Origin of the sequence: Paraburkholderia steynii, from assembly GCF_900100565.1 — a bacterium.
In the GTDB taxonomy this organism is placed as follows: domain Bacteria; phylum Pseudomonadota; class Gammaproteobacteria; order Burkholderiales; family Burkholderiaceae; genus Paraburkholderia; species Paraburkholderia terrae.
This window is the reverse complement of the sequence record NZ_FNDI01000005.1, coordinates 187,344-210,170: the sequence shown is the minus strand read 5'-3', so window position 1 is coordinate 210,170 and position 22,827 is coordinate 187,344. Positions and strand designations below refer to the sequence as shown.

Here is a 22,827-nt window from a genome sequence, read left to right as displayed (position 1 = left end):
TTGAAGCGTGTTGCATGGCGTTCGGCGCATCTTCACGCAACGCCGCGCCAACTGTCGTGTTTGGCGCCCGATCTTCCGATCAGGATTTTTCTCTCAATCTGTCTTGGTGCCTTCGTGCGCGAGTTTGTCTGCCTCGCTGTAGCCGTCGCCGCGCGTGCCGCTTTCGAGCAGCGCGCGCGCCTGCGCTTCGTATTGCGCGAGGTCTTCGAGCGTCGCGTTGAGGTCCTCGCGCTGACGCTCCAGCACTTCGCGATGCCGAACCACCGTCGCGAGGAACGCCTGCAACTGCGGTTGGGTATCCGTCGGTGAATCGTACAGGTCGAGCAGATCGCGAATCTCGGACAACGTGAACCCCAGGCGCTTGCCACGCAGCGTCAGCCGCAGCCGCGTGCGGTCGCGGCCCGAGTACACGCGGCGCAAACCGCTCGAGCCTTCGCGGCTCGGTGAGAGTAAACCCTGGTCCTCGTAGAAGCGGATCGCGCGTGGCGTCACGTCGAATTCGCGGGCCAGTTCGGTAATCGTGTATTGGGTGTTCATCGTTGGGTCTGGGTCGGCCTGTCCGGTCTGTCCTGATGATGGCCGGGCACAAAAACGGATTGAACGCTAGAATCGACGTTTACGTTATCGTCAACCTGAATAAAGCGCAACCACGCGCACGGCCGCCTCAAGTAACGATCATGCAACCGACCGTGCCGCCGACGAAGGAAACCCCACGATGAATGCTCTCGAACACCAACTCGACTATCCATTCGCCGACCAGATGCCCGCCGCCGGCACGACGCAGGAAGTCGCGCCGGGCGTGTACTGGCTGCGCATGCCGTTGCCGTTCGCGCTCGATCACATCAACCTCTGGCTGCTGCGCGACGAGATCGACGGGCAGAAGGGCTGGACGATCGTCGATTGCGGGATCGCTTCGGACGAGATCAAGGCGAACTGGGAAACGCTGTTCGACACGGCGCTCGAAGGCTTGCCGGTGCTGCGCGTGATCGTCACGCATTGCCATCCGGATCACCTCGGTCTCGCGAACTGGCTGTGCGAGGGCGGCGAGAAGAAGCGCTGGAACGTGCGTCTGTGGATCACCCTCGGCGAGTACATGCTGGGCCGCGTGATGGCGGCGGGCGACGGCTCGAACGCGGGCGGCGAGGGCGCGGCGCGGCACTTTGCGCGGCATGGACTAAGCGACGAGGCGTCGCTCGACAAGCTGCGCAACCGCAAGAGCTACTACGCGAACCTCGTCCCTTCGGTGCCGGGCCAATACCGGCGCATGCGCGAGGGCGATGCGCTGTCGATCGGCGGGCGCACGTGGCGAGTCGTGACGGGCTTCGGTCATTCGCCGGAGCATTGCGCGCTGCACGCGGAAGCCGATGGCGTGCTGATTTCCGGCGATATGGTGTTGCCGCGCATTTCGACGAACGTATCGGTGTTCGACATCGAGCCGGAAGGCAATCCGCTGGCGCTGTATCTCGGTTCGCTGGGCCGTTATGAAACGATGGCGCCGGATACGCTCGTGCTGCCATCGCATGGCAAGCCGTTTCGGGGGCTGCATACGCGTATTGGACAGCTGCGCGATCACCACGCGGCGCGGCTGGCGGAAGTGCGTGAGGCTTGCGCCCAGAAGCCGTGTAGCGCGGCGGATATCGTTCCCATCATGTTCAAACGGGAACTCGATATTCACCAGATGACGTTCGCGATGGGCGAAGCGCTCGCGCATTTGCATCTGCTGTGGCTTCAGGGGGAGTTGAAGCGGGTGGTGGGGGAGGACGGGGTGATTCGGTTCGAGGGTGAGGGCAGATAAGCCGTTGCGTTACGCGGCGAGCGTCAGGCACGGACATGAATGCTTGCTTTGCCGACACACCTCAGAAGCACCCGAAAACCGCCCGGATCGTCATAAAGTCAAAGTAAAGCGGGTTAAATTTGATCTTATGGTGAAAAAGTTCGGCGCACGCAATGCGCCCGAGCCACTTCGCCGCCTCAAACAAAAAGCCCGACCGCATCTCGCAGGCCGGGCTTTTTCCATTGCGCGAAGCGCAGCGCAGCTTACTGCACCACCACCGCCCCAAAATTCTGCCGCCCAAACGGACTGACGTGATAGCCACTCACGTTCGTCCGCGTGATAGCGGCTGCCGTCGGATACCCAAGCGGAATCCACAGCGCAGCATCGTGAATGATCTGCTGCGCGGCTTCATACGCTTTCGTGCGCTTGCCCTGATCCGCCGTCTCTTTGCCCTGCGCGATCAGCTTGTCGAGTTCCGGGTCGCAGTAACGCGCGAAGTTGATCCCCGACTTCACCGCATTGCAGCTAAAGAGCGGCGACAGATAGTTGTCCGGGTCGCCGTTGTCGCCGGCCCAGCCCATGAACAGCGTGTCGTGCTGTCCCTGCTTGGCCTGCTTGATCAGCTCGCCCCATTCGATCACCTTCACCTCGGCCTTCACGCCGATCTTCGCAAAGTCCGCTTGCAGCATTTCCGCGCCCGCCTTCGGATTCGGATTCAGCACGCTGCCGTTCGGACGCACCCAGATCGTCGTTTCGAAGCCGTTCGGATAGCCCGCTTCGGCTAGCAGCTTCTTCGCTTTCTCCGCGTCGTACGGCCACGGCTTGACGGCCTTGTCGTAGCTCCATGTATTCGGCGGATACGGATTGTTCGCTGGTGTCGCCGTGTTGTCGAACACGGCTTTCAGGTACGACGTGCGGTCGAACGCCATGTTCAGCGCCGCGCGCACCTTCTGGTTATCGAGCGGCTTCTTCTGCGTGTTCAGTGCGACGAATGCCGTCATGAACGCGGGCGTCTGCACGACGGCGAGCGACTTGTCCTGCTTCGCGTCGGCGACATCCTGCGGCTTCGGCGACAGCGCGATCTGGCATTCGCCTGCCTTCACCTTTTGCGCGCGCACGGCGGCGTCGGGCGTGATCGCGTAGATCAGACGGTCGATCTTCGGCTTCGCGCCCCAGTAGCTCGGGTTCACGTCATAGCGGATGATCGAATCCTTCGTGTAGCCCTTCAGCACGAACGGACCCGTGCCGATCGGCTTCGCGTTCAGGTCAGTCTGTTTGCCCGCCTTCAGCAACTGGTCCGCGTATTCGGCCGAATAGATCGACGCGAAACCCATCGTCAGGATCGACACGAAGGTCGCGTTCGGCTCGTTCAGCTCGAACTTCACCGTGTTGTCGTCGACCTTCGACACCGCCTTGATCAGCTTCACGAGGCCCATCGACTGCGCGTGCGGAAAGCCGCTCGCACCTGCGACCTTGTGCCACGGGTTGTTGTCGTCGAGCATGCGGTTGAACGTGAAGACGACGTCGTCGGCGTTCAGCGCGCGGGTGGGCTTGAAGTAGTCGGTGGTCTGGAACTGCACGTTCGGGCGCAGATGGAACGTGTACGTGAGGCCGTCGGTGCTGACGTCCCACTTGTCGGCGAGGGACGGCACGACTTTCTTCGCCGCTTCGTCGTACGACACGAGCGAATTGAAAATCACATCCGCCGATGCATTGGTCGTGACGAGCGAGTTGTACTGGACGACGTCGAAGCCGTCCGGGCTCGATTCCGTGCAGACGGTGAGCGGCTTCGCGACGGCCAGCGCGGGCGCGGTGGCGAGGGCCGTCAGCGTCGCGGCGGCGGCAAGCAACTTGAAACGCATAAGATCTCCCGGGATTTCGAATTGTTCGTGGCGGGGCGGCGCATCGGTCACGCGCGCTCCGGGCGGGTGCTTTCACGCAAACTGATTCTGATACGGTTTCGGTGCAGGCGCAGTGCGTCACATCAGTGCGTCATTCGTCGCCGGCTCTGGCGCAAGCTTATCGAACGCTTTCAGCAGCGACAACAATTGAATCCGCATATCCATATGGCGGCGGATACGCGCTAACGGCTGGCGTAGTCCAGAAGATACGCGATGCCGTCGATCGCGCGCGAGCCGTACCACGACACCATCTCGCCGTCGATCAGCCCGATCCGTCTGCCCGCGAGGCGAGCGTCCTGTCCAAGCGCGTCGCAATGTTGCTGCGTGAAGCGATACGGCTCGCTCGATAGCAGCACGCGGTCGGCCTGAACCAGCCACGCGGCATCCAGATCGAACGAAGGATAACGTGCCGCGCCTGTCTCGCCGCCGAGCACATTGGGCAGTGTCTGCCAGTTCACGAGGCGCAGCATCGCTGAGATGTAGGTGTCGCGTGCGACGGTCATCCACGGTTCGCGCCAGATCGTATAGAGCACGTTCTGCTGCGGCCATTCGCGCGCTGCGCATGCGTCCAGTTGCGTCTGAAGCTCGACGCCCAACGCGCGCGCTTCGTCGTCGCGATCGAAAATCGCGCCGAGCAGCGCGTACAGCGCGAAGTTGTCCTCGGGCGTCAAAGGATGCGTGACGACGACATGCGGCACGAACTCGCGCAACTGCTCGACAGTTTCGCGCTCGTTCTCGTCGATATTGACGATGACATGTGTGGGTTGCAGCGCGCGCACGGCATCGATTTTCACGGCTTTCGTGCCGCCGACTTTCGGCACACGACGCACCTTGTCGCGCGGATGCACGCAAAAACCCGTGCGCCCGACGATCTGCGCGTCCAGCTTCAAGGCAAAGAGAAGTTCGGTGATGCTCGGCACCAGCGACACGATGCGTGTGCCGCGTTCCGCTTTCGCGTGTTCGACACTGGCTGCATCGACGACACGCGTGCGCATGACCTACTGCGCGGCGCGCGGCTTGCGCGGCGCCTTTTCGAAGACGGCGTCGTAGAGCCAGCGAGGCGCGACGTGCAGCACCATTGACACGAGGCGCATTTGCCACGGGAAGGTCGCGAAGCGTTTCTTCCGCGCGATCGCATCGGCGACTTTTGCGGCGAAGCGGTCCGCGTCCATCAGGAAGGGCATCGCGTACGGATTGTGGTCCGTCATCGGCGTGCGGATATAGCCCGGCGCGATCGTCACGACCGACACGCCGAACGGCCGCATCTCGACGCGCAGCGCTTCGAGATACTTCGCCGCCGCCGATTTCGACGCACTATATGCGCCCGAACCCGGCAGTCCGCGCACGCCTGCGACGCTCGCAATGCCGACGAGGGCACCCTTGCGCGCGTCGATCATCGCTTGCGCGAATGGCTCGAAGGTCGCGACCATGCCGAAGTAGTTGATGTCCATCACGTCGCGAAACGTTTGCAGATCGCCGTGGCCTGTCACGGCGCCGCGGCTGATACCCGCGTTCGCGATCACGATGTCCGGGCAGCCATGCTCCGCGATGAACTGCTGCGCGGCCTGCGCGAGCGCCTCTGCATCCCGTACGTCGACGGAATACACGGAGATCACGTTCTGGGAATGGGACTGCTGGAAGGCGGCGAGTGCGTCGCCGCGACGGGCGACGAGGCCGAGGATCGCGCCGCGCCGCGCATAGTCGGCGGCGAGCGCTTCACCTATGCCACTGGACGCGCCGGTGATGAAAACCTTCAGTGGTGAACTCATGCGGCGCGTTCGAGTGGAATTACATCTTCTTGGCGCGCACCTGCGCGACCAGATAGTCGAGCACCTGAATCGTGCCCGGCAAGCTGTTGGTTTGCGCCGGACCCGTTTCGTACTTGCCCTGCACGGCGAGCGTCGGCACGCCGTCGATCTTGAAGTCTTCGAGCAGCTTCTTGTCGCGCTGGATCGCGCTCTGCGTCGAGAACGAGTTGTACGCGTCCATGAACTTCTTCGGATCGACGCCCTTGGTCTTGAGGAATTTGGCCTGGTCTTCCGGCGTCAGCAGATAGTTCTTGTTGACGTGGATTTCGTGGAAGATGTCCGGCGTGAGCTGATTGGCGAGGCCGAGCGCGTCCACTGCGTGATAGAGCTTCGAGTGCGGGATGAAGTCGTCGCGGAACGCAACGGGCACGCGCTTGAACACGACGTCCGGGCCCTGCTTCTTGACCCACGCTTCGAGATACGGGTCGAACTCGTTGCAGTGCGGGCAGCCGTACCACATGAACTCGATGACTTCGATCTTGCCGGCAGGCGCTTCGACGGGCTGCGGCGTGGACAGCACGGTGTAGTCCTTGCCGGCGACGGGCGCGGCGGGCGCCGCTTGTACCGCGCTCGCGACGAGACCGATCGAGAGGAAAAGAATGCTGAGCAGTTTTTTCATGTCTTGTGAACCCAATCAGGGAAAGTAACGGTGGCCGGCTGTTGCGCGCCGCGACCGCTACGGTTTCGACGGCAGGCTGCCGCACCTGAGACTTGCGCCGCGCGCTGAAGGTTCAGCGGCGGCGCATGACAATGCATTACCGAATGTGAATCACTGCTTGGTGAAGCGGATCACGGCCGTATCGACGCCCGCATCCGAAAGACGCTGACGCGTGGTGTTCATGTCCTCGAACTTCGAGAACGGGCCGATACGCACGCGATAGTACGTCACACCGCCCGCATCGCGCTGGGTGACCTTCGATTCGAAGCCCTGGAACGCGAGGCGCGCGCGCTGCTGTTCGGCATCGGCGGACGTCTTGTAGGCGCCGACCTGCAGCAGATAGCCGGTGTTCGCGTCGTTCGCGGCAGGCGGCGTGGCGTTGGCGTTCGGCGTCGATCCGGCCTTGGGCGGCTGCGTCGGCGCGTTGTTGGCGGTCGTGGTGGGCGCGCTGGTTGGGTTCGGCGCCTTCTTTGGCGGAATGGCTGCCGTGGTCGTGCCGTTGTCCTGCGCGGGCTTCGGCGCGACGGCGACGCCGTTGTTCGACGGCGGCACTTCGACGATCTGCGGCTCTTCGAGCATGCCGGACGTCTGCGTCTGGTTCGTGGTCTGGCCCGGCGCCGTGTTGGGCGGCGCGGGTTGCGCGGCTTGCGGCACCGGCTGGCCGGGTGTCTTGCCTTGCAGCGGACGGTTCGGGTCGTATTGCGGCTGGCTTGCGCCGCTATCGGACGCAGCGGGCGGCGCGACCTTCGCGACGAACGGCGTAGGCGCGCGCGTGATGTAAAGCGCCACCACCACCGCGATGGCCAGGCCGACGATCAGGCCCAGCACGATACCGAGAAAAGTGCCCCCGGTTTGTTTTGACTGCTTTGTAGTGCGGCGTGGTTTTGCCATCGTCTAATTCACCTGCAAAAGGAAATCTGGAATGACCGTCGATTATAACGACGGTCATCCGGCTATCGTCCCGATTAAATCGCAATTAAAACGCGCGGAGATTACATTTTTGCGGGTGCCGACACACCGATCACTGCGAGGCCGTTGGCCAGCACCTGGCGCGTCGCCGTGAGCAGCGCGATGCGCGCATTGCGCGGCGCTTCGTCGTCGACCAGAACGCGTTCGGCATTGTAGAACGAGTGAAATTCGCCCGCGAGGTCGCGCAGATAGAACGCGACGGCATGCGGCGCGAGTTCGTCGGCGGCGTGCGTGAGCATGTCGGGGTATTCGGCTAGCTTCTGCAGCAGCGCCATCGCGCGCTCGCTGTCGAGCGGCGACAGATCGACGGACGGCAGCACCGCTTCATCGGCGCCGTAGCGCGACTTCCATTCGTTGATCACCGAGCAGATGCGCGCGTGCGCGTACTGCACGTAGTACACCGGGTTCTCGTCGTTCTGCTTGAGCGCGAGATCGACGTCGAACACGAACTCCGTGTCGGCCTTGCGCGAGATCAAAAAGAAGCGCACGGCGTCGCGGCCGCGGCGGATCGTTTCTTCGTCGAGCAGATCGGGCGAGGCTTCCTGGCCCGGCAGCGCGCCGCCCGACCATTCGATCAGATCGCGCACTGTCACATAGCTGCCCGCGCGCTTCGAGATTTTCACTTCCTGGCCGTCGCGCATCACGGTGACCATCTTGTGCAGCACGTAGTCGGGATAGCCCTTCGGAATGCCGACGCCAAGACCCTGCAGCCCGGCGCGCACGCGCGCGATCGTGCCGTGGTGGTCCGAGCCCTGGATGTTGATGACCTTCGTGAAACCGCGCTCCCACTTCGTCTCGTGATACGCGACGTCGGGCACGAAGTACGTGTACGTGCCGTCGGACTTGCGCATCACGCGGTCCTTGTCGTCGCCGTCGTCGGTGGTGCGCAGCCACAGCGCGCCTTCCTGCTCGTAAGTCTTGCCGGCCGCGATCAGTTCGTTCACGGTCTTCTCGACGCGGCCTTCCTTGTACAGCGACGATTCGAGGTAGTACTGGTCGAACTTCACGCCGAACGCCTGCAGGTCCATATCCTGCTCATGACGCAGATACGCGACGGCGAAACGGCGGATCGCATCGAGATCTTCGACGTCGCCCGTGCCCTTGACGGGTTCGCCGTCGCTGGCCGACACGGTCTCGCCGTTCAGATAGTCGCGCGCGATGTCGGCGATGTATTCGCCGTTGTAGGCGGCTTCGGGCCAGCCTGCGTCGCCCGGTTTCAGGCCACGGGCGCGCGCCTGCGTCGAGATGGCGAGATTGCCGATCTGCACGCCGGCGTCGTTGTAGTAGAACTCGCGGTGTACGTCGTAGCCTTGCGACGCGAGCACGTTCGACGTCGCATCGCCGAGCGCGGCCTGGCGGCCGTGGCCGACGTGCAGCGGGCCGGTCGGATTGGCCGAGACGAACTCGACCAGCACGTGCTTGCCTGCGTCGCGCTGCGAGCGGCCGAAGGTTTCGCGCTGCTCGAACACGGCGGCGATCACGGCCTGCTTGGAAGCCGCCGACAGACGCAGGTTGATGAAGCCCGGTCCCGCCACTTCGGCGCTCTCGACGAGGCCTTTGGCGAGCGGATGCGCGAGCAGCGCATCGACGATCTGCTGCGCGAGCTGGCGCGGGTTCGCACGCAGCGGCTTGGCGAGCTGCATCGCGACGTTGCACGCGATGTCGCCGTGCGCGGCAACCTTCGGCCGTTCGAGCGTGATGGCGGGCGCGATGAACGCGGCTTCGGATTCACCTTGCGTCGCCTGGGCGACCTGCTTGACCACGTCGGTCAACAGGGTTTCGAGAGTGTGTTTGTGTGCAGGCAGCATGCTTGTTGCGAGTCCAGTGAGGCAGTCCGATGAAGCGGGGCAGCGCCGCGAACGGCGTGATGCAAGGCCGTCGACGGCGTGGAAAACGCTTGAGCGCCCGATACGCGGCGCTCGCGTGACGCTGCGGCGGCGCGGCAAGGCGGCTAACGTTTCGTGGCGCGGGCCGTGGCGACAGTCTGCAACACGCGCAGCCGCGACGCAGCGCAGCGTGCCCGGCCGCACGGCAGCGAGCTTTTTCCGTCAATGTCGGATTTTAGCAGGTGCTAATATGTCCAATGAGATGCCCAGCAAGGGCCGTGGCCGCCAGCCTGCCGTCGACTGACAGGCTGGCGCGCCAACGGAACCCGTGCGGCTGGCTGTTGCGATGTCGCGAGTATCCAGCGGCTGGCCGCGCGAGAAGCCAACATAACGAAAAGGGAACCGTCATCATGTTGATTACTTTCAAATGCCGCTCCGCCCCCGATGTGGTGATGCTGGAGAATCTCGCCCAATATTTGCTGGGTATCATCGGCAAGCGGCTCGGCGCACGCGGCGTGATCAATCACGACGAACTGGGCGTGGTGATCTCGAAGCTCGAAGCGGCGATCGTTACCGACAAGCAGGAGCGCGCCGAGCATGAAGGCCACTTCCACGAAGGGGAAGAGGGCCACGAGCACCACGAGCTTCCGATTGGTCTCGCGCAACGGGCGTATCCGTTCCTCGACATGCTGCGCGCGGCGCAGAAGGAAAATACGGATATCGTCTGGGGCCTCTGAACGCTGAAGCGAGCCGCCAGCATGCGTTGAGCGGCGCCCGGTTCAGGCGCCTCCGTCGGGTTTGATGGCCGCCGCTTTCGTGGTGGTGGCACGGACCGCGCATCGCGTTCGATCAGGCCAGTGTATTGCGCCCAGAAGCAAAAAAGCCCGTCGAATGACGGGCTTTTGCCTTTGCAGCGCCGCGAGCCTACTGACTCGCGCCTTGCGGCGCAGTCGCGGGAGCGGATGCACCGTTCTTCTTCTTTTTCGGCTTTTTCACATGCTTGACGGTGGGCGGGGAGTACGAGCTCACCGAGCTCGATCCGCCCGGCGCCTGAGGCTGGGCCTCGGTGATCGGTGCAATGGCGGCAAGCGATAACGCGGTCAACATCAGCGTCAGCTTCTTCATACGATTTTTCTCCGTTGACGGTTGCAAGTCGTTGAGCCGACGCGTTTTTTCGGTCGCGTCTGGCGGGTCGGCAAGTAATGCCCGCTCAGTCTACAAAGCCGAAAATATTCGCTGTGCTTTCAACTGAAAATATTCAGCCTACGGCCAGCGATATAGTCCTGCCGCGCGGCGTCTGCTGTCTTACAGCAACGGCGCGAGCGCGCGTTGGGCATCCGCCTTCGACAGCGACATGCGCTGCGCGTAGTCCTCCAGCTGATCCTGGCCGATCTTGCCCACCGAGAAATACGTGCTGTCGGGATGCGCCAGGTAGAAGCCGGAGACGCTCGCGGCGGGCAGCATCGCGAGGGATTCGGTGACGGTCATGCCGATTTCGCCCGCTTGCAGGACGTCGAACATGTCGCGCTTGACGAGGTGATCCGGGCACGCCGGATAGCCCGGCGCGGGACGGATGCCGCGATACTTCTCGCCGATCAGTTCTTCGTTCGACAGGGTTTCGCTGTTCGCATAGCCCCACAGGTCACGGCGCACGCGCGCGTGCATCGCTTCGGCGAACGCTTCAGCGAAGCGGTCGGCGAGCGCCTTCAGCATGATCGCGCTGTAGTCGTCGTGATCCTGCTCGAACTGTTTTTCCTTCGCGTCGACGCCGAGGCCCGCCGTGACCGCGAACATGCCGATGTAGTCGGCGACGCCCGAATCCTTCGGCGCGATGAAGTCGGCAAGCGAGCGGTTCGGGCGCATCACGCCGTCCACCACGGGGCGCACGCTTTGCTGGCGCACGTTGCGCCACGTCAGCGCGACTTCGGTGCGCGACTCGTCCTTGTAGATTTCGATGTCGTCGTCGTTGACCGTGTTGGCGGGCAACAGCGCGATCACGCCGTTCGCCGTCAGCCAGCGGCCCTGGATCAGACGCGCGAGCATCGACTTCGCATCCGAGAACACGCGCCGCGCCGATTCGCCGACGATCTCGTCGTTCAGAATCGCGGGATACGGACCTGCGAGATCCCACGTCTGGAAGAACGGGCCCCAGTCGATATAGTTCGCGAGTTCGCTCAGATCGAAGTTCTTGAACACGCGCCGGCCGATGAACTTCGGCTTCACCGGCTGATAACCGCTCCAGTCGATCTTCGCCTTGTTCGCGCGCGCTTCTGCGATCGTGACGAGAGGCAGCGCCTTCTTGTTCGCGTGCTGATCGCGGATGCGGTCGTAGTCGGACTTCAGTTCGTCGAGATACTTTGTCGCGCCTTCGTCGGACAAGAGGTTCGATGCGACCGACACCGAGCGCGACGCATCCGGCACGTACACGACAGGGCCTTCGTAGTGCGGAGCAATCTTCACGGCGGTATGCACACGCGAAGTCGTCGCGCCGCCGATCAGCAGCGGAATCTTCTTCACGCGGAAGTAATCGTCGCGCTGCATTTCCGACGCAACGTACGCCATTTCTTCAAGCGACGGCGTGATCAACCCCGACAGCCCGATGATGTCCGCACCTTCGACTTTCGCCTTCGCGAGAATCTCGTTGCACGGGACCATCACGCCCATGTTGACCACTTCGAAGTTATTGCACTGAAGCACCACGGAGACAATGTTCTTGCCGATATCGTGTACGTCGCCCTTCACGGTCGCGATGACGATCTTGCCCTTCGCGCGCACGTCGCCGCCCGCTTCGGCAAGCTGGCGCTTCTCTTCTTCGATGAACGGAATCAGGTGAGCGACGGCCTGTTTCATCACGCGCGCCGACTTCACGACTTGCGGCAGGAACATCTTGCCCTGGCCGAACAGATCGCCGACGACGTTCATGCCGTCCATCAACGGCCCTTCGATCACGTTGATCGGGCGGCCGCCGCCGTCCATGATCTTGGCGCGCGCCTCTTCCGTGTCTTCAACGATGAAGTTCGTGATGCCGTGTACGAGCGCATGCGCGAGACGCTTCTCGACAGGCTGATTGCGCCATTCGAGGTTCTCTTCTTTCTTCGCTGCGCCCGTCTTGAACTTGTCGGCGCTTTCGAGCAGACGGTCGGTGCCGTCCTCGCGGCGATTCAGCACGACGTCTTCGACGCGCTCGCGCAGTTCGGCGTCGAGGTCCGCGTACACGCCCAACTGGCCCGCGTTGACGATGCCCATGTCCATGCCCGCCTGAATCGCGTGGTAGAGGAACACGGTGTGAATCGCTTCGCGCACCGGGTCATTGCCGCGGAACGAGAACGACACGTTTGACACGCCGCCGCTCACCTTCGCATACGGCAGGTTCTGCTTGATCCAGCGCGTAGCATTGATGAAGTCGACGGCGTAGTTGTTGTGCTCTTCGATACCCGTCGCGATCGCGAAGATGTTCGGATCGAAGATGATGTCTTCGGGCGGGAAGCCGACTTCGTTGACGAGAATGTCGTACGAGCGCTTGCAGATTTCCGTCTTGCGCTTATACGTGTCGGCCTGGCCTTGCTCGTCGAACGCCATCACGACGGCCGCCGCGCCGTAGCGGCGAATCAGGTTCGCGTGATGGCGGAAGCTCTCTTCGCCTTCCTTCAGCGAGATCGAGTTGACGATCGCCTTGCCTTGCACGCACTTCAGACCCGCTTCGATCACCTCCCACTTCGACGAATCGATCATGATCGGCACACGCGCGATGTCCGGCTCCGATGCGATCAGATTCATGAAGCGCACCATCGCCGCTTTCGAATCGAGCATCGCTTCGTCCATGTTGACGTCGATGACCTGGGCGCCGTTTTCGACCTGCTGGCGCGCGACGGCCAGCGCCTCGTCGAACTGGCCGTTCAGAATCATCCGCGCGAATGCCTTCGAGCCCGTCACGTTGGTGCGTTCGCCAACGTTGATGAAGAGCGTCCCCGAAGTGACGTTGAACGGCTCCAGGCCGGAAAGGCGCATCGTGTGATCGGTCATGGTTCGTGTGCGTGTTTCGTCAGTGCGTCAATGCTTCGGTGTGAACGTGCTGTAAAGCGTGCTTTGGATACTTCACGCGGCGTCGCGATACTGGCTCGGCCACTTGCGCGGCTTCACGTCGTTCAGTGCTTTCGCAATTGCGGCGATGTGCTCCGGCGTCGTGCCGCAGCAGCCGCCCGCGATGTTCACGAGGCCCGCTTGCGCGAATTCCTTCAGGAGGCCCGAGGTATCGGCGGGCAGTTCGTCGAAGCCCGTATCGCTCATCGGATTCGGCAGACCGGCGTTGGGATAGCAGGACACATACGTGTCACACAGCTTCGCCAGCTCCGCGATGTACGGGCGCATCAGCGCCGCGCCGAGCGCGCAGTTCAGGCCGAACGTCAGCGGCTTTGCATGACGCAGCGAGTTCCAGAAAGCCTCGACCGTCTGTCCCGACAGAATGCGTCCCGATGCGTCCGTCACCGTGCCCGAAATCATGATGGGCAGGCGCTCGCCCGTGTCTTCGAACAGTTCGTCGAGCGCGAACAGCGCGGCCTTCGCATTCAGCGTGTCGAAGATCGTTTCGACGAGGAACAGGTCCGCGCCGCCTTCCAGCAGCGCTTTCGCCTGCTCGTAGTACGCCGTGCGCAGTTCGTCGAACGTGACGTTGCGCGCGCCCGGATCGTTCACGTCGGGCGAAATGCTCGCCGTCTTCGGCGTCGGTCCGATCGCGCCCGCGACGAAGCGCGGCTTGTCGGGAGTCGAGTATTTGTCGCATGCGGCGCGAGCGAGCTTCGCGGACTCGCGGTTCATTTCGACGGCGAGATCTTCCATGCCGTAGTCGGCCTGCGCGACGGTCGTCGCGCCGAACGTGTTCGTCTCGATGATGTCCGCGCCCGCCGCCAGATACTGCTCGTGAATCTCGCTGATGATCTGCGGCTGCGTGATGGACAGCAGTTCGTTGTTGCCCTTGATGTCGCGCGCGTAGTCCTTGAAGCGCTCGCCACGATAGGCGGCTTCGTCGAGCTTGTAGCGCTGGATCATCGTGCCCATCGCGCCGTCCAGGATCAGGATGCGCGATTCGAGCAACGCGGGCAGGGTCGCGCCGCGCGTATACGCGGCACGGGGGCTGGCGGCTGACGGGGCTGACGTGACGGGCTGGTTCATGGTCTGATCGGGCTCGTGCCGGACGGGCCGGCTTTTTTCAGGAAACTCAATATTGTAGCCGCATGGTCGCGGGACTGCCCGCGCATGGCGGACTTGCACGGGGCATGGCGGTTGCCGGCAGGGTACTGCGAAGCGCCATGTCCGGCGCTGCTAGCGAAACGGAGCGCCCCGGCGTTTCGCGCCGCGATATCGACACAAGAGCGCCAACCGGCCGTATAAAACGAAAAACCCCGCCCGGCGCGGGGCCGGACGGGGTCGATGAGGACGTGTCGCCAGGAGGATGGCGCCTGTCGATCAGTGGAGAATGACCGGCTGGTTCATCAGGCTGTCGAATTGACCCAGAAACTCGTCAACTTCGTCGAGCGTCGGTTCGTCTTCGATCAGTTTCTGCACGTGTTCGCGAAAACTGGCTGCCATCGCACCGTCGATGTAAATCTCGCGCTGCGTGTTCTTGTCGACGATCTCATACCCGCCGGATAGCATCGAGAGATGGCCGTCTTGCGGCGGGAACTCGACGACACAGTAGTTGGGGCTGTTGTAGATCATTTGCATGGCGACACTCCTTATTTCCGATGGCTCCGGGCCAGTGTTGCACCGTAGATGGAGCCCTTGGTTTGGAATTCAAGGGGTGGGTCCGGCCTGACGCTTTGAATTCTCCGGACCTATCGGTTAGACCCGTTTTTGCAAAAACGATTCCAGCAAAGCGGTGAAACGTTGCGACTGTTCGATCGGTGCGAGGTGAGCTGCGTCCAGCAACTCGAACTGCGCGTTCCGGATGGCATTCGCAATTTCATGTGTAGCAGCAGGTGGCGTGCCTGCGTCGTGGCGTCCAGCCACAGTGAGAGTAGGAAGATCAATCTCGCTCAGTCTACTGCGCGCATCGAAATCGCGCAGCGCAATGCACGCTTGTGCGTAACCTTCAGACGAAGTGTTCTCGAATACCTCCCGAATCGGTTCGACCACCTCCGGATGCGCGGCGCGAAAACTCGCCGTCAGCCAGCGTTCCATCGTTGCCTCGGCCAGCGCCGCGACGCCTTCGTTACGCGCCTTCGCCGCGCGCTGCTCCCATACGGCATGAGCGTCGGACGGCGTGGCGGCGTGCGTGTCGGCGAGCGTCAATGTTTCGACGCGTGCCGGGTTATCCAGCGCGAACTGTTGCGCAATCATCCCGCCCATCGACATACCGACAATATGCGTTTTCTCAACGCCAAGCGCATCTAGCAGCATGTGTAGATCCTGCGACAAATCTGCAACACGGAACGGCTTGTCTGATACGGCCGTTTGACCGTGCCCGCGCACGTCGTAGCGCAAGACTGTGTAGTTGTCACGAAAATAGCCGGCGAGCTGATCCCAGATCGACAGATCACCGCCAAGCTGATGAATGAACGTGAGCCATGGGCCACCGCCCTCATTGCTCAGGACGTAGCGCGTATCGATGCCATTCACATTGATTTGCATGCGGACTCCATAAGTGATGTCGCAATGAAAGAACGAACGGATCGACAGTTCATCGGATTCGCATGAACCGCCGGCGCGCATCAGCGCGCATCGTCGTGCGATTCATTCAAACGACGGAAGTTTCGGATGCGCAGTGTGTGTAGTCCCGGTTTCAAAGTGTCCTCCATAACGAAGGACCAGTTTGTGTCAGGGCTTTTCCGGCCCCGCGCCGGGATCGGTGATGGACGGTTGGGAAGGGGCTGGTGGCGTGTCATCCGACGAAGCGGCGTTGCTGCCGTTCGCATCCGGCGGCGCGATCTTGCCGCGCCAGACAAGTTCGATCTGCGTGCCGTTCGGCTCGGTTTGCACGAGACGCGCAGGCAGCCAGCCGAGCGACGGCGCCAGCCACACGTCGATGCGCCGCCGGTCGCCTTCGCGGCGCGGCAGGCGCATGAAATGGCGCGCATCGATGATGCCCTGGTCGGTGCGCACGCCTTCGTCGCCTATCGTCTCGATCGGCCATATTTCGCCGCTGTCGTTGTCGGTGACGAAGAACTGGCGCGTCACGCCTGGCTGATATGCGTCGGGGTCGCCGCGCACCAGGCTGGCGAGCTGCATCACCATGCTGAAGCGGTCTTGCGCGCCATCCTGCAGCGGCAGCGTATTCGGCGTACGTGTAAAGCCGATCTGCTTCGTGTCGCGATGGAAGGTGGTGATGTCCTCGCCGCGTCGGCCGCGTTTTTCGATGTACTGATCAGGCGCGAGGCCGAACGCATCGACATGCCCGTGGCTCGAATAGCTGAACGTGCCGATGAACGGCAAGGGCACCGAAACGATCATGTCGTAGGAGCGGCCATCGCTCGACCAATGGATCGTACCAGGCTGATTGCGCACGCCGTTGTAGAACGTGTCGTATTGCAGCTCGCCTGAGGGCGGCACAGAGAACTTCACGCCTGGCGCAGCATGCGGCGCGTTGCCTTGACCGGCAACATTGGCGCTGGAATTGGCGGCTCCCGTTGCGGACGACGCAACGCCCGGCGCTGAAGCGGCCGCCGAAGCGTCCGCAGGCGCGCTTGCGGCTTCAGTTGCGGGCGCTGTTTGAAGCGGTTTCTGACCTGGCTGCGTGGCCGTCAGCACATGTTCACGCGGCGCTCGCGCGACGCGTTTCGGGGCCGCAGGCAGCGCCTTCGCGGGTGGCGGCGAACCAGCCGCCTGCGTTTCGATGCGCTCGGGCTTCAGCAGCGCGACCTGCACGGGAACATGCTCGGGCGACACAGGTTTGAATGTGTCGTGATGCCGCTCGAACCACTGCGCCGCGATGAAGTGCGCGCCGACGACAGCCAGCAGCACGCCCGCCCAACGCAAGCGCGACGAACGGCGCTGCGCGGCGGCGAGGCGAGCCGGCGTGACGGAATGGAGAGCGGCTGGAGATGACATCGGAAGAAGCAATTTCCTGAAGGCGGGACGCAAGGCTATGAACGTTTGAACACGATTCGACTGCGCACCGCTGTCACACGTTCCTCACGCTCATCGCGGCGTCGGACTATACCCGAGTTCATACGACAGCTTCTGCGCGCATCCGCGCAGCGCCGTGTCGACTTCGCCGCCCCACGCGATATCGAACGCGCCCTCGTGTCCCAATGCGATCAATCCGAGCGCGAGATCGCCGTTCGAATCGAACACGGGTGTGCAGAACGCATGAATGGTCGGCAGCAACATGCCTTCGACGCGCGCCGAGCCATGCGCGCGCACGTCCTCGAGCACGCGCTCGACATCTTCCGGTGTGCGCGGACTGTTGGCGGCGGCCCAACGCTTCGTATCGGCGAGTTCGCGCGCGATCATCGCGGCCGTCTTGCTGCGCGGCAGATACGCGGCGAACAGCAGACCCGTCGCCGAACTGAGCATCGGCATCACGTCGCCGAGTTTCAGCGATGCCTTCGCGGGATAGCTCGATTCCATCCAATGCACGACAGTTGGCCCCTGATTGCCCCACACGGCGATGCCGACCGTCAGATCGAGCCGGTCGCGCAATTCGGCGAGCGCGATTCGCGCGAGCTTCACGCCATCGACGCGCGCGAGCCGCGCCAGCCCTAGCTGCAACGCAAAGCCGCCAAGCTCGTAGCGGCCCGTCAACGGGTCCTGCGCGACGACGCCCAGACGCTGAAAACTCACCAGATAGCGGTGCGCTTTCGCCGGGCTCATGCCCGCGCGCTGCGCGAGATCGCGCAGCATCATCGCGCGCGGTTCGTGCGTAAGCACGTCGAGCAGACGGAACCCGACTTCGATCGACTGGATGCCCGAACGCAGTTTCTCTTCGCCACCGTCGTGCTCGTCAGCGGCATCATCGTCGGCGGGATCGAGCGGTTCGGCGGTATCGGCGTCTTTGCGGATCGAACTGGAGCGGGCGGTCGGAGGCATAGGCAGTGGTTGAACGGTGAGCGTAAAAGCGGCGAAAAACGGCGCGGACGTTGCAATGGCTATCGCCTGCTTGAAGCGTCCGTTTGGGCTGCGCCGATTCACCATCGTAGAATAGATTCCTCTTATCGTCATCCACATGCCTTTTCCGCCATGAAACTTGCCTCGCTGAAGGACGGCACGCGCGACGGTCAACTGATCGTCGTTTCCCGTGACCTGCATACGGCCGCCGTCGCCGACGCCATCGCGCCGACGATGCAGCGCGTCCTCGACGACTGGATTTTCTACGCGCCGCAACTGCGCGACCTGTACGACGAGCTGAATCAGGGCCGCGCACGCAACACGTTTTCGTTCGATGCGAAGGAATGCATGGCGCCGTTGCCGCGCGCGTTCCAGTGGGCCGACGGCTCCGCGTACGTGAACCACGTCGAACTGGTGCGCCGCGCGCGCGGCGCGGAAATGCCGCCCGAGTTCTGGACCGATCCGTTGATGTACCAGGGCGGCAGCGACGACTTCATCGGCGCGAAGGACGACATCGTGTGCGGGTCCGAATCGTTTGGCATCGACTTCGAGGCGGAAGTCGCCGTCATCACGGGCGATGTGCCGATGGGCGTGAAACCCGAGCAGGCGCTGAAGAGCATTCGCCTCGTCACGCTCGTCAACGACGTGTCGTTGCGTAACCTGATTCCCGCCGAACTCGCGAAAGGTTTCGGCTTTTTCCAGAGCAAGCCCGCGACGTCTTTCGCGCCCGTTGCCGTCACGCTCGACGAACTCGGCGACGCGTGGCGCGAAGGCCGCGTGCATCGTCCGATGATCGTGCATTGGAATAGCAAGAAGGTCGGCCAGCCGGATGCGGGCACCGACATGGTGTTCCACTTCGGCCAGCTGATCGCGCATGCGGCGAAGACGCGCAACCTGCGCGCAGGGTCGATTGTGGGTTCGGGCACGGTGTCGAACAAGGACGCGAAGCGCGGCTACTGCTGTATCGCAGAGAAACGTTGCCTCGAAACGATCGAGCACGGCAGCGCACAGACGGAATTCATGAAGTTCGGCGATACCGTGAAGATCGAAATGTTCGACGAAGCGGGCAAGTCGATTTTCGGTTCGATCGATCAGGCCGTCGCGCCGCTCGAAGGCGGGCTTTGATTGTGCAGTCAGCGCGAGGCATCGAGCGATCCGAAAGGGTTTCGCCCGATGCCGGCAGCGCCACGCGCGCCGCTACACTGACGCTCGCGCGAGGCCATCGGGTCTCGCACGCTGGGCCGCGTGAATAGCAACACACAGCAACACACGCGCGGACAGCAACACGCAACACGCAACACGCAACACGCAACACGCAACACGCAGCATCGCAGAACGCACAAAAACCAAAGGAGACAACGCATGCCGCGATACGGGACGTTTGCATCTTCAACTTTGCGCAACTGCGCTCGCAAGTTCACTTTCAAGCGGCGCACGACGCTCGCCGCCGCGCTCTCCCTCTTACCCGGACTTGCGCTCGCGCAGGTGAAGATTGGCCTTGTTCTATCGCTGACGGGGCCGGCTGCATCGCTCGGCATTCCCGCGCGCGATACGGCGACGCTCTTCCCGAAAGAGATCGCTGGGCAGAAAGTCGAATACATCGTGCTCGACGATGCGTCCGATACGACGCAAGCCGTGCAGGACACCAAAAAGCTGATCTCCGAAAATCACGTCGACGCGATCATCGGCTCGTCGATCACGCCGAACTCGCTGGCGATGATCGACGTGGTCGCCGAAGGTGAAACGCCGGCGATTTCTTTGGCGTCGTCGGCCAAGATCATTGAGCCTGTCGATGCAAAGCGGCATTGGATGTTCAAGACGCCGCAAACGGACGCGATGATGGCATCCGCTATCACCGAGCACGCGAGCCAGCACGGCGTGAAGACCATCGCGTACATCGGCCAGGCGGATGCGCTAGGCGAAACGTTTTACGCGGAGGTCGCGAAGTTCGCGCAGATTCACAAAATCAACGTGGTGGCCAACGAGCGTTTCAATCGCACCGATCCGAGCGTCACAGGCCAGATCCTGAAGATCATGGCGGCGAATCCCGATGCCGTCGTCGTGGGCGCAGCGGGAACGCCCGCCGCGCTGCCGCCGAAGACGCTGATCGGACGCGGCTACAAGGGCAAGATCTATCACAACCACGGCGTCGGCAATAACGACTTCCTGCGTGTGTGCGGCACGGACTGCAACGGCACCTTCCTGCCCGCGAGCCCGGTGCTGGTCGCCTCGCAACTGCCCACGGACTACGCTTCGAAGCGTCTCGCGCTCGACTACATTGCGCGCTTCGAAAAGCTGCGCGGACCGGGCAGCGTGTCGGCGTTCGGCTCGTATGCATGGGACGCGAGCATGCTGCTGAACAGCGCGATTCCCGTTGCGCTGAAAACAGCCGCGCCCGGCACGGTCGAGTTTCGCCGCGCGCTGCGCGATGCGCTCGAAGCAACGAAAGGACTCGCCGATACCAACGGCGTCGTCAACATGAGCGCCACCGATCACCTCGGCCTCGATCAGCGCGCGCGCGTGATGGTCGAGATCAGCAACGGAAAGTGGGTGTATCAGCCGCGTTAGGCGAAGTGATTCGCGTGACGCAGCGTCGGCTCCGTTACGCGCATGATGTGGGTATCGACGCCGACGCGTCGCTCTTAGGGATGTGTGCCATGTCTCACGAATCGGAATCGCAAACGGTCGAACCCGCGTTTTACGCGCACTACAGGTCGCTGCGCGTGCGGCGTCATGCGCACGGCATCCTTGAAATCGTCATGAGCGGCGAAGGCGCGAACCGCAGCGCGCTCGCCACCGCCGATGCGAACATGCATCGCGAGCTGGCCGACATCTGGCGCGATGTCGACCGCGACCCGGAGACACGCGTCGCGGTGATCCGCGGCGAGGGCAAGGGCTTTTCGGCGGGCGGCGATCTCGGTCTCGTCGAAGAGATGGCGAACGACTTCGACGTGCGCACGCGCGTGTGGCGCGAGGCGCGCGATCTCGTCTACAACGTGATCAACTGCAGCAAGCCGATCGTCTCGGCGATGCACGGGCCGGCTGTGGGCGCGGGGCTCGTCGCGGGACTGCTCGCGGATATTTCGATTGCGACGAAGTCGGCGCGCATCATCGACGGTCATACGCGCCTCGGCGTCGCGGCGGGCGACCACGCGGCGATCGTGTGGCCGCTGTTGTGCGGGATGGCGAAGGCGAAGTACTACCTGATGTTGTGCGAGCCGGTGAGCGGCGAAGAGGCGGAGCGCATCGGTCTTGTGTCGCTGGCCGTCGACGACAACGATCTGCTGCCGAAGACCTTTGAAGTCGCGCGCAAGCTCGCGCAAGGTTCGCAGACGGCGATCCGCTGGACCAAGTACGCGTTGAACAACTGGTTGCGCTCGGCGGGGCCGACCTTCGATACGTCGCTCGCGCTGGAATTCATGGGTTTCGCGGGCCCGGACGTGAAGGAAGGCGTGGCGTCGCTGCGCGAGCGGCGCGCGCCGGACTTCCCGGGCAAGGAGCCGTTCTAGCGGAACGCGCCTTTCGTCAGGCGGACGCAAAACCGTCATGGCGACAGGCGCACGATAACCGCGTCGGCGAACGCGGCTCATCGCGAAAAATTCACGCGGTATGATCGAGCCGCAAATGTCGAACGTCGCTTCGAACGCTGGATCGAAGGACAATAAGCGAACCACAATAAGCGAACGGCAACACGCGCAACAGGCCCAGAACCGAACACAGGAGCTCAGCAATGACCGACCACCCCGGCTCGACGCCACCTTTCCCCGGATTTCCAGGTTTTCCGCCCGCCGAAATGCTCGACCGCATGTGGGGCATGATGCGCCTCACGCCGTTCGGCGCGGCATTTCCGGGCACTAGTCCGGCTTCGGCGCAGGGTTTCGTGCCGTCGCTGTCGATGATGTCCGACATGATGGCGCCGCTCACGAACGTCGAGGAGCTCGACAAGCGCATCACCGATATGCGCGCCGTCGAGCAATGGCTCAAGCTGAATCTGAACATGCTGCAGTCGGCGATCCAGGCGCTCGAAGTGCAGCGCGCGACGCTCTCGACGTTACGCGCGTTCGGCGCGTTCGCGCAGCAATCGATGACGCAGCCCGCGCCTGAAGCACCGCCGAGGCACGAGCCGCAGCCCGCTGCGAGCGCGCCGGATGCGGGTGAAGCAGGCGAGTCGGCGGGCTCGCCCGCGTTCGACGCGTCCGGCTGGTGGAATCTGCTGCAGGCGCAGTTCAACCAGATCGCGCAGTTCGCGATGGCGCAGCCGCCGGCCACGACGGCGACGGGCGCATCGGAAGCGGGCGCGGGGATCGAACCAAGCGATCTCGAACCCGACGACGCACCCGAGCCCGACGCGCAAGGCACGGCGCAGGCGAAGTCCGATGACGCGCCGCGTCCAGCCGCGAAGCGCGCAGCCGGCACGAAACGGGCGGGCACATCGTCCGCGAAGAAGACCTCGTCGACGTCCGAATGAACGCCTGATTTTTGCGATGAAGTGGGCGCGCGTGGCCGAAACGGCCAGCGCGCCTCGAACTGCGACGGAATGTCGCCGCGCTAGCACATTCCTTTGACACCGTGCGGTCAACGAGCGCCCACGTTGTTTTACGTCAATGCCAAAGCGGGTTTCGACGGTCCGAAAATGGGGCGTGTAAGGGCCGCATGCTATTATTGTGTAAGCTTTTTCTGGCCCGCGGACGCGTGCGAAGATCGCCAGATTCGCCGTTTTATCCGGTGCCATGCGGTGCCGGTTCGTCCGCTGCGGACCCAAATGCCGTCGTTCGGCGGCAGGCTGGCACGACCCCAGGCAAAGGTTCTCCCTCACCCACGGTTGGCCGCGCACGCGAGGCACGAAAAT

At 63.1% G+C, this 22,827-nt stretch carries 19 protein-coding genes and 1 pseudogene; 6 read left to right on the top strand and 14 right to left on the bottom strand.

Annotated elements, in window-relative coordinates; all coding sequences use genetic code 11:
• Nucleotides 1-93 precede the first annotated feature (93 nt).
• Nucleotides 94-537, bottom strand: coding sequence for a MerR family transcriptional regulator (locus tag BLT65_RS11930; RefSeq protein WP_042306412.1), 444 nt, complete (start codon nucleotides 535-537; stop codon nucleotides 94-96).
• 178 nt (nucleotides 538-715) lie between these two features.
• Here BLT65_RS11930 and BLT65_RS11925 point away from each other — a divergent pair, with 178 nt between their 5' ends.
• Complete coding sequence (locus BLT65_RS11925; protein WP_091777919.1) at nucleotides 716-1,795, top strand: MBL fold metallo-hydrolase; 1,080 nt, start codon at nucleotides 716-718, stop codon at nucleotides 1,793-1,795.
• 242 nt (nucleotides 1,796-2,037) lie between these two features.
• Here the strand turns inward: BLT65_RS11925 and BLT65_RS11920 are convergent, their stop codons facing one another.
• The 6 genes from BLT65_RS11920 to argS all read right to left on the bottom strand — a co-directional run bounded on the left by BLT65_RS11920 (nucleotide 2,038) and on the right by argS (nucleotide 8,918).
• Entirely contained in the window at nucleotides 2,038-3,636 is a 1,599-nt protein-coding gene (locus BLT65_RS11920; RefSeq protein ID WP_042306410.1) for an ABC transporter substrate-binding protein, read from the bottom strand.
• A gap of 221 nt (nucleotides 3,637-3,857) precedes the next feature.
• Nucleotides 3,858-4,670 carry a helical backbone metal receptor gene (locus tag BLT65_RS11915; RefSeq protein WP_091777917.1) on the bottom strand — a complete coding sequence of 271 codons (813 nt, stop codon included), beginning with the start codon at nucleotides 4,668-4,670 and terminating at the stop codon, nucleotides 3,858-3,860.
• Between the two features lie 3 nt (nucleotides 4,671-4,673).
• Entirely contained in the window at nucleotides 4,674-5,444 is a 771-nt protein-coding gene (locus tag BLT65_RS11910) for an SDR family oxidoreductase (RefSeq protein ID WP_091777915.1), read from the bottom strand.
• A gap of 19 nt (nucleotides 5,445-5,463) precedes the next feature.
• On the bottom strand, nucleotides 5,464-6,102 hold the full coding sequence (locus BLT65_RS11905; protein ID WP_042306407.1) for a thiol:disulfide interchange protein DsbA/DsbL: 639 nt from the start codon (nucleotides 6,100-6,102) through the stop codon (nucleotides 5,464-5,466).
• A gap of 150 nt (nucleotides 6,103-6,252) precedes the next feature.
• The gene (locus BLT65_RS11900) at nucleotides 6,253-7,032 is read right to left on the bottom strand and encodes an SPOR domain-containing protein (protein ID WP_091777913.1); all 780 of its coding nucleotides are present in this window, start codon (nucleotides 7,030-7,032) and stop codon (nucleotides 6,253-6,255) included.
• 101 nt (nucleotides 7,033-7,133) lie between these two features.
• Nucleotides 7,134-8,918, bottom strand: coding sequence for an arginine--tRNA ligase (gene argS, locus BLT65_RS11895; RefSeq protein ID WP_091777911.1), 1,785 nt, complete (start codon nucleotides 8,916-8,918; stop codon nucleotides 7,134-7,136).
• A gap of 428 nt (nucleotides 8,919-9,346) precedes the next feature.
• Here argS and BLT65_RS11890 point away from each other — a divergent pair, with 428 nt between their 5' ends.
• Entirely contained in the window at nucleotides 9,347-9,673 is a 327-nt protein-coding gene (locus BLT65_RS11890; protein ID WP_042306404.1) for a DUF1840 domain-containing protein, read from the top strand.
• Between the two features lie 187 nt (nucleotides 9,674-9,860).
• On the opposite strand, the gene BLT65_RS11885 is transcribed toward BLT65_RS11890, so the two are convergent.
• From BLT65_RS11885 to BLT65_RS11855, 7 genes and pseudogenes are all read right to left on the bottom strand, one after another.
• Nucleotides 9,861-10,061: an acid-shock protein gene (locus BLT65_RS11885; RefSeq protein WP_091777909.1), complete on the bottom strand. Its 201-nt coding sequence runs from the start codon at nucleotides 10,059-10,061 to the stop codon at nucleotides 9,861-9,863.
• 180 nt (nucleotides 10,062-10,241) lie between these two features.
• Nucleotides 10,242-12,971 (bottom strand): annotated as a pseudogene (metH, locus tag BLT65_RS11880) (methionine synthase); the annotation flags it as partial.
• A 60-nt stretch (nucleotides 12,972-13,031) separates the two neighbouring features.
• A complete protein-coding gene (locus tag BLT65_RS11875) occupies nucleotides 13,032-14,105 on the bottom strand; it encodes a homocysteine S-methyltransferase family protein (protein ID WP_007577769.1) in 1,074 nt (357 codons plus the stop codon).
• 294 nt (nucleotides 14,106-14,399) lie between these two features.
• A complete protein-coding gene (locus tag BLT65_RS11870; RefSeq protein ID WP_007577767.1) occupies nucleotides 14,400-14,657 on the bottom strand; it encodes a BTH_I0359 family protein in 258 nt (85 codons plus the stop codon).
• Between the two features lie 117 nt (nucleotides 14,658-14,774).
• Complete coding sequence (gene pcaD / locus BLT65_RS11865) at nucleotides 14,775-15,563, bottom strand: 3-oxoadipate enol-lactonase (RefSeq protein WP_091778147.1); 789 nt, start codon at nucleotides 15,561-15,563, stop codon at nucleotides 14,775-14,777.
• Between the two features lie 186 nt (nucleotides 15,564-15,749).
• Nucleotides 15,750-16,979, bottom strand: a complete 1,230-nt coding sequence (locus BLT65_RS11860; RefSeq protein WP_091777905.1) for a DUF3108 domain-containing protein — start codon at nucleotides 16,977-16,979, stop codon at nucleotides 15,750-15,752.
• Nucleotides 16,980-17,069: 90 nt separating this feature from the next.
• The gene (locus BLT65_RS11855; RefSeq protein ID WP_091778145.1) at nucleotides 17,070-17,960 is read right to left on the bottom strand and encodes an IclR family transcriptional regulator; all 891 of its coding nucleotides are present in this window, start codon (nucleotides 17,958-17,960) and stop codon (nucleotides 17,070-17,072) included.
• 150 nt (nucleotides 17,961-18,110) lie between these two features.
• Here BLT65_RS11855 and BLT65_RS11850 point away from each other — a divergent pair, with 150 nt between their 5' ends.
• The 4 genes from BLT65_RS11850 (at nucleotide 18,111) to BLT65_RS11835 (ending at nucleotide 22,446) form a co-directional block, all read left to right on the top strand.
• Entirely contained in the window at nucleotides 18,111-19,103 is a 993-nt protein-coding gene (locus tag BLT65_RS11850) for a fumarylacetoacetate hydrolase family protein (protein WP_091777903.1), read from the top strand.
• 237 nt (nucleotides 19,104-19,340) lie between these two features.
• Nucleotides 19,341-20,546, top strand: a complete 1,206-nt coding sequence (locus BLT65_RS11845) for an ABC transporter substrate-binding protein (protein WP_091777901.1) — start codon at nucleotides 19,341-19,343, stop codon at nucleotides 20,544-20,546.
• A gap of 89 nt (nucleotides 20,547-20,635) precedes the next feature.
• Nucleotides 20,636-21,487 (top strand): enoyl-CoA hydratase/isomerase family protein, encoded by an 852-nt coding sequence (locus BLT65_RS11840; protein WP_042306398.1) that lies wholly within the window; start codon nucleotides 20,636-20,638, stop codon nucleotides 21,485-21,487.
• Nucleotides 21,488-21,708: 221 nt separating this feature from the next.
• A complete protein-coding gene (locus BLT65_RS11835; protein ID WP_091777899.1) occupies nucleotides 21,709-22,446 on the top strand; it encodes a PhaM family polyhydroxyalkanoate granule multifunctional regulatory protein in 738 nt (245 codons plus the stop codon).
• The last annotated feature ends 381 nt before the right edge of the window (nucleotides 22,447-22,827 follow it).